Below are 8,053 nucleotides of genomic sequence, written 5' to 3'. Positions count from 1 at the left end.
TCAGACGTAGAGCCGGTATAACGGAAGGCAAAGCGGCGGTGATCAACGGTATCATGGTGCTGTTGCAAATGCTGAGCTTCAATGAAAACCGTAAGCTGCTTCAACAGCAACAGTTACCTAAGGCACAACACGATAAGATTGTTGCCAGTATGGCAAAGGCGTTGTTGACCTCCGGGATAATGGTAAGCCAGATGGGAGCACAGCTGGTTAAAATTGTTGGTTTGTTACGCCAGGGGGGAATCTTTTCGCAAATGATCCCGGGGGCCAGCTCTTTTATAAAGGGGACTGGGGTTATTTTAGCCGGGGTGGCGATATTGGATGGGATTATAGATGTATGCTCGGGGATTAGGATGATTGCGAGAGGGGATGGGAATGATGGAGTGTTAGTATTTTTAGGAGGTGTATTAGGAATACTGTCAGGTAGTATATTGTTATATTTTGCCGTTTTTGTCGGCGCTACGCCAATCGGTTGGTTATTGTTTGCGATAGGTTTAGCACTGTTAGGTGCATATCTAGTCGTCACTGGTTCAGAATCAGATAACTGGTCACCCATTGAGCTATGGTTTAATCGCTGCCTGTTTGGTAATCAAGCACATCCAGAAAAGGGTGCCCCCTATCAGGCAACGGAAGTTGATGTAGGTAAGGCTATCAATGATTATTTTGCCTGTATTTCCGGCAGCTATTTATTTATTGTCAACAATATGTCAGAGAAAAAGCTAGTCAATGCAATCTATCCGAAGGTTCCCTGGTACGCAAGGGTATCTGATCCGATGAGTAGTTTAGGCAATCCGGCAACCGCAAGCGCTATGAGTCGAGATTTTTATGGATCTCTTTATCTGTTAGCTGGTTTATCACAGTATACTGAAAAGAGCACCTTTGAAGGGGAAGTGATTATAGAGTGTTATCAAGGGGGGCCTATTCGCTTGAAAATAGAAAAAGCGTCGGACCGAGTTCACTTTATCCCTGTTAATAATATACCCGGCGGCAGCAAACTGTTGTTAGCAAAAGAAGTATCGGATGCAGAGAAACATACTTATGGTGTTAGTGAAAAAAACAAGGGTACAGGAATATTTACTATTGAGCAGAAAATTGGCGAAATATCTGGCTTAAAGCAGCTACACTGTTTCCTTAATTACTGGGCAGAAGGTAAAGAGGCTAATCCGATGCCAATGCGTTTAGAATACCAACAGCAGGGATAATAATATGCCATCAAAATATACACCTCAGCTCTCTATGTGGCGGGAAGACTTATATAAAGGAATTTATAGCCGAAGTGAGCGATTAACCAGTAATAAAAGACTGCGTTTTTATAATGATGATTATTGTGAGTTATCACGGCGTACCCCAGGTATGGGATATGGTAATTATTTTGCTTATGCACTTTTAGGTTCTATGTTGTTTTTTTGTTTTTTTGTTTTTTTGATTGGGTTTTATATTTTAATAACGAATATATTTCAGTTAGGTACATATAATCCGAATACATGGCAAGATGAATATGTATCGGTTAATGTTTTATCGGGGGCAGTAATACTAACTGGAGCCTGTTTTTTTTATTTTTTTGCCACTTTACTCAATTACTCTATTTTTGCGCCCAAAGATTGCCCTATCCGGTTAAATCGTAAAACCGGGAAGGTATATATCTATGACTATATTTTATTAAATTTAAGTACCAAAGGGCTTTTTACCTCGCCTTTTTTTCGGGTAACCCGACCGGTACAAAAAGAGTTTAACTGGCAGGATATACAGGCGGTGCTGACCTCCATGGCCGCACCGGTCAGCACCGGCGGGATGCTTCGCAGCTATGTGATCCGCTGTGTGGTGTGTAAGCCAGGCACCACGGAAATGGTCGATCACTTTTGCCTGACGGCGGACAGCTCGCTGAGTTATGACGAATGGATGTGGATCAACAGCTATATGGCCTTTAGTGACGGCAATCTGGATTTCACCACATTCGAGAAAGATAATGTACCGGGTAAAGCCATTACCTGGAAGCCTGAATATGATGAAAAAGCGAAAGTGAGTTCGATGGAAGAGTATCAGTCAGTCGCAGCACATTACTCAAACTAAATAATATTATTTTACTGTCTGCCAGATAAACGTATCAGGGGGAAGGTGATACAAAATATACGGCCTCTTTTATTATCTTCTGCGCGGTTTTTTATAAGGTTGCCATCTGGATGGATTGGGTCAGATAAACTTATTCAGGCTGAAGCAATTCTCAGCCCCCATTATTTGTGATTACCCCCGCTTTTCTAATTAATCATAACTTCTCCCTGACAGAACGTCTCGCTTCTGACAGAATATGGCACCCGTTGTTAAAAAATGGACCTATTCTCAGATGTCAGCAAAGATTATTGATGGTAAGGCAATCGCTCAACAACTCAGAACTGAAATTGCCGTAAGTGTTCAACAACGCCTTCAGGCAGGCAAACGCGCTCCGGGTTTGGCGGTTATTCTGGTTGGTGAAAACCCCGCCTCTCAGATCTATGTCAACAGTAAACGCCGCGCCTGTGAAGAGGTTGGTTTTTTGTCTCGTTCATTCAATCTGGATATGACCTGTACTGAGAATGAACTGCTCGAACTGATTGATTCCCTGAATAACGATCCGCTAATTGATGGAATTTTGGTTCAATTACCGCTGCCGCAAGGATTTGATAACATCAAGATTCTGGAACGTATTTCTCCGGAAAAAGATGTTGACGGTTTCCATCCTTATAATATCGGTCGCCTGTGCCAACGCACGCCGAAGCTTCGCCCTTGTACGCCTCACGGTGTTATTACCATGCTGCAACGCTGTGAAATCAATACCTATGGTCTGGACGCTCTGGTTATTGGCGCTTCCAATATTGTTGGCCGTCCAATGGGACTGGAGTTACTGCTTGCTGGCTGTACCACTACCATTACTCATCGCTTTACAACCAATATGGAAAAGAAAGTCAGAGACGCTGATTTGATTGTTGCCGCCGTTGGTCGCCCCGGATTTGTACGTGGAGAGTGGATTAAGCCCGGCGCTATTGTTATCGATGTGGGTATCAACCGGTTAGAAAGCGGAAAAGTCGTCGGTGATGTGGAATATGAAGCGGCAGCCGAACGTGCCAGTTGGATCACGCCGGTTCCCGGTGGTGTTGGCCCAATGACGGTGGCAACGCTGATGCAGAATACCTTACAGGCCTGCGAGCTTTATCACGATCCAATGTGATGTTATCAGACAGCTGGCAAACCAGATACGTTAGCATCAATGAATATTCCGGTCGTAAAATCTAAAGTGCTTATATTGGCTTTGTGCCCGACCGGAAGACCATCTGTACTAAATTTCAGTGCATGTCGGGCCTGGCCCACGGCAGCCCCTCCCGACAATTGGCTATTTTAAAACACCAAACCGAATAAATCAGACTTTATCATCAATGCCTGATGGCTTTGATGATAAATGAATGATTTATTTGCGGCGCCAAACCGTTCCCTGTGGACCATCTTCCAGAATAATCCCCATCTCGGTTAAACGGTTACGAGCCACATCCGCCATGGCCCAATCTTTTGTCTGACGGGCATCGTTACGTTGCTTAATCAGTGCTTCTATCTCTGCAACTTCGCTGTCATCCGCATTCTGGCCTGCGCCTTGCAGGAAAGATTCCGGAGATTGCTCTAACAGACCTAACACCCCGGATAAACGACGCAGCTCCGCAGCCAGTTGATTGGCTGCTGCCATATCTTCAGCTTTCAACCGATTGATTTCTCTCGCCATATCAAACAGCACCGAATAGGCTTCCGGGGTATTAAAATCATCATCCATGGCTTCACGGAATCGGGCCTCAAACTCAGTGTTGCCCCGGGCTTTTACCGCTTCATCCGTACCCCGTAACGAAGTATACAGACGCTCAAGCGCGGTTCTTGCCTGCTTAAGATTTTCTTCACTGTAATTCAGTTGGCTACGATAGTGGCCGGACATCAGAAAATAGCGCACGGTTTCAGCATCATAGTGTTTCAACACATCACGAATAGTGAAAAAATTACCCAGTGACTTAGACATTTTTTCACGATCCACCATCACCATACCGGAATGCATCCAGTAGTTAACGTAAGGACCATCGTGAGCACAGGTTGACTGAGCAATTTCATTTTCATGATGTGGGAACATCAAATCAGAGCCGCCGCCATGAATATCAAAGTGTTCACCTAATTGTTTGCAGTTCATCGCGGAACACTCAATATGCCAGCCCGGACGGCCCTCTCCCCATGGCGATGCCCAGCTTGGTTCACCCGGTTTAGACATTTTCCACAACACGAAATCCATTGGATTACGTTTTACATCCGCCACTTCAACACGGGCACCCGCCTGAAGCTGCTCTAAATCCTGACGGGATAACAAACCATAATCAGCGTCAGTATCTACCGCAAACATCACATCGCCGTTATCCGCCACATAGGCATGATTGCGTTGCAACAATAACTCGACCAGCTCAATAATCTCAGGGATATGGTGAGTGGCGCGCGGCTCTAAATCAGGACGGGCCAGATTCAACGCATCAAAGTCTGCATGCATCTCTGCCAGCATACGAGTGGTTAGCTGTTCACAACTCTCTTTATTTTCGGTCGCCCGACGAATAATTTTATCGTCTACATCCGTCACGTTTCTTACATAAGTCAGGTTATAACCCAAAAAACGCAGGTAGCGAGATACAACATCAAAGGCAACAAAAGTACGTCCATGCCCGATATGACACAGGTCATAAATGGTTACCCCGCACACATACATGCCGACTTTATCCGCATGAATGGGTTTAAATTCCTCTTTTTGTCTGCTCAGGGTATTAAAGATCTTTAGCATTGGAAGCCTGTTACCGTTTGATAAGTTAATGGGAAAGATATATTGAAACCTGATTGTCAGGGCATTGCAAGAGGAACCCCATGATTCATGAGGTATATATCACTATGATGGATTACAGCAGAGGATAACCACCTCCGCTGCCAGCAGATTTAAACTTATTGGAAAAGCGTTATTTTACCGCAATTCCTTCAATCTCAATGGCTGCGCCAAGTGGGATTTTACCTACCTGCAAAGCCGTTCGTGCCGGAGGAGCCCCTTTAAACGCTTTAGCATAAATCTTGTTCATACTGGCGTAATCATCAATATTATTAAGGTAGACATTAACCTTAACCAGCTTATCCAGAGATGAGCCACTGGCTTCCAGCACCCTACGCAGGTTAGCAATCGCCTGCTCCGTTTGCGCTTCGATGCCTTCTACCATCTTGCCGGTAGCAGGATCGATAGGTAACTGGCCTGACGTAAATACAAAACCATTGGCTTCAATAGCCGGAGAGAACAGCGCTGAAGGTTTAGCCCCTTCAGGCATCACCACATTACGTTCAGCGGGCTGGGCAACACCAGCAGACAGCAATACGCTTGCCATCACAACAGACAGACAGGTTTTCTTCAGCATCAAAATATCCTTATCGGGTTATTTTCAGATTGATAATGAAAAAGCTGCCCGAACAGAATTGCCGGGCAGCTGCGTTATGACTACTCAGAACCAGGGAGATTGGCTCATTACACCACTATAGAACAGCATACGCCCACAAATAGCGGCAGAGAGCACCACCAGCATCAGCAATGTTGCTCCCGCTATGGAAATAGACGATTGCTTATACAGATAAGTGGCAACGCCGGTTCCGGTAATTAATCCACCGAAGATCAACCAACCTACCAGCCCGGAGCCTAATACAGCGATGGCGCTACTGACCATCTGACCTTGTCCATTCACACCATGGCTATACCACAACACCACCCACAGCATCAGTAACACACCCAGCAGAATACCGGTTAATAACAGCCCCGGGATCTTCTCCTGCTGTACACCCTGGCGATACTGGTAGACTGCAACCATCAGACTGATAGTGACAAATCCCAATAAGAGTGCCGTGGCAATAAAGCTGAGGTGGGTTATTAATGTATGCCACATTGGGTGGCTGGCCATTTGGTAATAAACCTGTGCCGAAACCAGTATCGCCGCAATACCCGCCAGAGAAGCAACAAAGCTAATGCTTTTCACCAGCGCGCGATGGCGATTAAAACGAAACATCACAGCGGCCCAGATAAATACCACCGCATTCAACAGGAAGAAGGCCACCACTTCACGACTTAACCATGAGTGCCCAATCCCCAAAATGGCGCGATAGGCTCCCATCGGAGAGCCCAGATGCAACAGCGACAAGAATGAACCAATAATATTGATAACTAAAATCACCAGCGCCATCGAACGCAACCGGTTAAAACGCGCCTCTTCATTCAACCATACCGGTTGAACCGTCATTAATGCCGTAATGGCAATAATGGAACCAATGGCCCACTGACACAGTACGGTGAAAAAGACTAAAGGAAGTTCATATTCAGACATGATGGTATCTCCTTATTCCTTATCACCAGCAGGGATGATCACAATATTCGGATGGCTGATACGGTGATCCGGCAGCTTATAGCGTGTTTCAATGCGTGATAAATCGGCGCTGTAACGTTTACGTAGCTCATCAATATCACCAAACTGCAATACACCAGCCGGACAAGACTCTACGCAACGAGGCTTCAATCCTTCATCCAAACGTTCTGCACACAGGTTGCACTTGCTGGTTTTTCCTTCCACCGGATCAAATACCGGCGCATTATAGGGGCAAGCCATAATACACATCCGACAGCCAATACATTTTTCATGATCCTGAACCACAATGCCGTCAGGTCGTTTACTGTAGGTATCCGCCGGACAAACTTTCATACACTGAGGATCGTCACAGTGGTTACAGGACATGCTGATAAAGGCCATGCCGTTAGGATCGTCAAAATTAAACTCTCTGACGCGACGCCATAAGACACCGGTAGGCGTCGCATTTTCTGACTTACAGGCCATTGAGCAGGTTTTGCAGCCATAGCAGCCGCGCATATCGATTAAAAACCCATATTGTCTGACCATGATTACGCCTCCGCTCTGACATCAACTAAGGTACTGTTACAGCAATGTCCTGTTCCCAGTACTTCAATCAAATCGTTAGTCACATGGCTACTGCTGCCCCCCTGCTGTTCCCACCAGCCGTTATCCAGACAGATCACTCCGCGTTTAATCTGGCGAGTCACTACGGCCAACGCGCGGTGTTCTCCCCGGTGATTAAACGCAATCGCCCATTCACCATTTCGAATATTACGGCTGGCCGCATCATCCGGATGAATCAAAAGATTGGGTTGATTACGCTGAACCTCGAGGATCCACTCATTCATGCCGTGGCTGGAGTGAATACTACGCGCCAGTTTGCGCTGAACCGCCATTAGTGGATACTTTTGGGCCAGCTCAGGTGAACCTTTCGGCGACTCTTTCACCTGCATATAGGTGACAATGGGGGCGAAGTCCTTCTTCTGCCACTCTTCAATAAAGAAGTGGGCCTTTTTGGTAGGGGTACGGAAGATACCGTCTTTAAATGGAATCCAGGGTGCATCAACGGGCTTAATTGGCCCCTTACGCAGTTGCTCAATGGTGATTCCGGTTTCTGCCAGGCAGTTTTCAATGTAGTGCTCAATAGGCTGGTTAAACACTTCACCAAAGCCAAAGCGTTCTGCCAGTCGGGCAAAGATCCAGTAGTCCGGCTTCGCTTCACCTACTGGCTCCACGGCTTTTTCCATCAGTTGAATATAGTGGCTACGAACCCCGGCCATCAGACTGACGTCTTCAAAAATGGTCGTCACCGGCAACACCAGGTCGGCATACAGCGTGGTTGAAGTCATCAGGTTATCGGCAACCACCACAAAAGGAACTTTCTTCAGCGCTTTTTTCACCATATTGGTGTTAGGCAACTGAGTCAGTACCCCCATGGTCATAATCCACCAGAAGTTAATAGGGTGTGGACGATCGTTCACAATCCAGTCGCCCACTTTTGAAACCGGAATAGGCGCTGAGGGATCCCCACAAAATCAGCGCTAATAAACCAACACCATACTCTGGTAGGTTTTGGCGATGTCAGATAAGAAATTACCCGCCGCGATTTAATACTGTTGGCCTGGTATCTCAGATGCAAC

The 8,053-nt window shown here is 46.2% G+C and carries 7 protein-coding genes and 1 pseudogene; 3 read left to right on the top strand and 5 right to left on the bottom strand.

The window, feature by feature from the left end; translation table 11 throughout:
- From LPW36_RS17150 to folD, 3 genes are all read left to right on the top strand, one after another.
- Positions 1-1,199, top strand: a 1,199-nt coding sequence (locus LPW36_RS17150; RefSeq protein WP_230611776.1) for a hypothetical protein, incomplete at its 5' end; no start/stop codon positions are given.
- A gap of 4 nt (positions 1,200-1,203) precedes the next feature.
- On the top strand, positions 1,204-2,067 hold the full coding sequence (locus tag LPW36_RS17895) for a DUF6708 domain-containing protein (RefSeq protein ID WP_338085995.1): 864 nt from the start codon (positions 1,204-1,206) through the stop codon (positions 2,065-2,067).
- A 271-nt stretch (positions 2,068-2,338) separates the two neighbouring features.
- Entirely contained in the window at positions 2,339-3,199 is an 861-nt protein-coding gene (gene folD / locus LPW36_RS17140) for a bifunctional methylenetetrahydrofolate dehydrogenase/methenyltetrahydrofolate cyclohydrolase FolD (RefSeq protein WP_230611772.1), read from the top strand.
- A 237-nt stretch (positions 3,200-3,436) separates the two neighbouring features.
- On the opposite strand, the gene cysS is transcribed toward folD, so the two are convergent.
- The 5 genes and pseudogenes from cysS to LPW36_RS17115 form a co-directional block, all read right to left on the bottom strand.
- On the bottom strand, positions 3,437-4,825 hold the full coding sequence (cysS, locus tag LPW36_RS17135; protein WP_230611770.1) for a cysteine--tRNA ligase: 1,389 nt from the start codon (positions 4,823-4,825) through the stop codon (positions 3,437-3,439).
- Positions 4,826-4,994: 169 nt separating this feature from the next.
- Positions 4,995-5,438: a RidA family protein gene (locus tag LPW36_RS17130; protein WP_230611768.1), complete on the bottom strand. Its 444-nt coding sequence runs from the start codon at positions 5,436-5,438 to the stop codon at positions 4,995-4,997.
- A gap of 84 nt (positions 5,439-5,522) precedes the next feature.
- Complete coding sequence (locus tag LPW36_RS17125; RefSeq protein WP_230611767.1) at positions 5,523-6,392, bottom strand: dimethyl sulfoxide reductase anchor subunit family protein; 870 nt, start codon at positions 6,390-6,392, stop codon at positions 5,523-5,525.
- A gap of 12 nt (positions 6,393-6,404) precedes the next feature.
- Positions 6,405-6,959 (bottom strand): 4Fe-4S dicluster domain-containing protein, encoded by a 555-nt coding sequence (locus tag LPW36_RS17120; RefSeq protein ID WP_230611766.1) that lies wholly within the window; start codon positions 6,957-6,959, stop codon positions 6,405-6,407.
- 2 nt (positions 6,960-6,961) lie between these two features.
- Positions 6,962-7,927, bottom strand: a pseudogene (locus LPW36_RS17115) (molybdopterin-containing oxidoreductase family protein); the annotation flags it as partial.
- Positions 7,928-8,053: the final 126 nt, after the last annotated feature.

Source organism: Limnobaculum eriocheiris (assembly GCF_021010575.1).
Lineage (GTDB): Bacteria > Pseudomonadota > Gammaproteobacteria > Enterobacterales > Enterobacteriaceae > Limnobaculum > Limnobaculum eriocheiris.
The sequence above is the reverse complement of the archived record's forward strand: the minus strand, read 5'-3'. Positions and strand labels throughout refer to the sequence as shown.

What these genes read in the sequence shown, in the direction of transcription:
- LPW36_RS17895 (WP_338085995.1), top strand. Translation starts at nt 1,204, where the DNA reads ATGCCATCAAAATATACACCTCAGCTCTCTATGTGGCGGGAAGACTTA.
- folD (WP_230611772.1), top strand. Translation starts at nt 2,339, where the DNA reads ATGTCAGCAAAGATTATTGATGGTAAGGCAATCGCTCAACAACTCAGA.
- cysS (WP_230611770.1), bottom strand. Translation starts at nt 4,825, where the DNA reads ATGCTAAAGATCTTTAATACCCTGAGCAGACAAAAAGAGGAATTTAAA.
- LPW36_RS17130 (WP_230611768.1), bottom strand. Translation starts at nt 5,438, where the DNA reads ATGCTGAAGAAAACCTGTCTGTCTGTTGTGATGGCAAGCGTATTGCTG.
- LPW36_RS17125 (WP_230611767.1), bottom strand. Translation starts at nt 6,392, where the DNA reads ATGTCTGAATATGAACTTCCTTTAGTCTTTTTCACCGTACTGTGTCAG.
- LPW36_RS17120 (WP_230611766.1), bottom strand. Translation starts at nt 6,959, where the DNA reads ATGGTCAGACAATATGGGTTTTTAATCGATATGCGCGGCTGCTATGGC.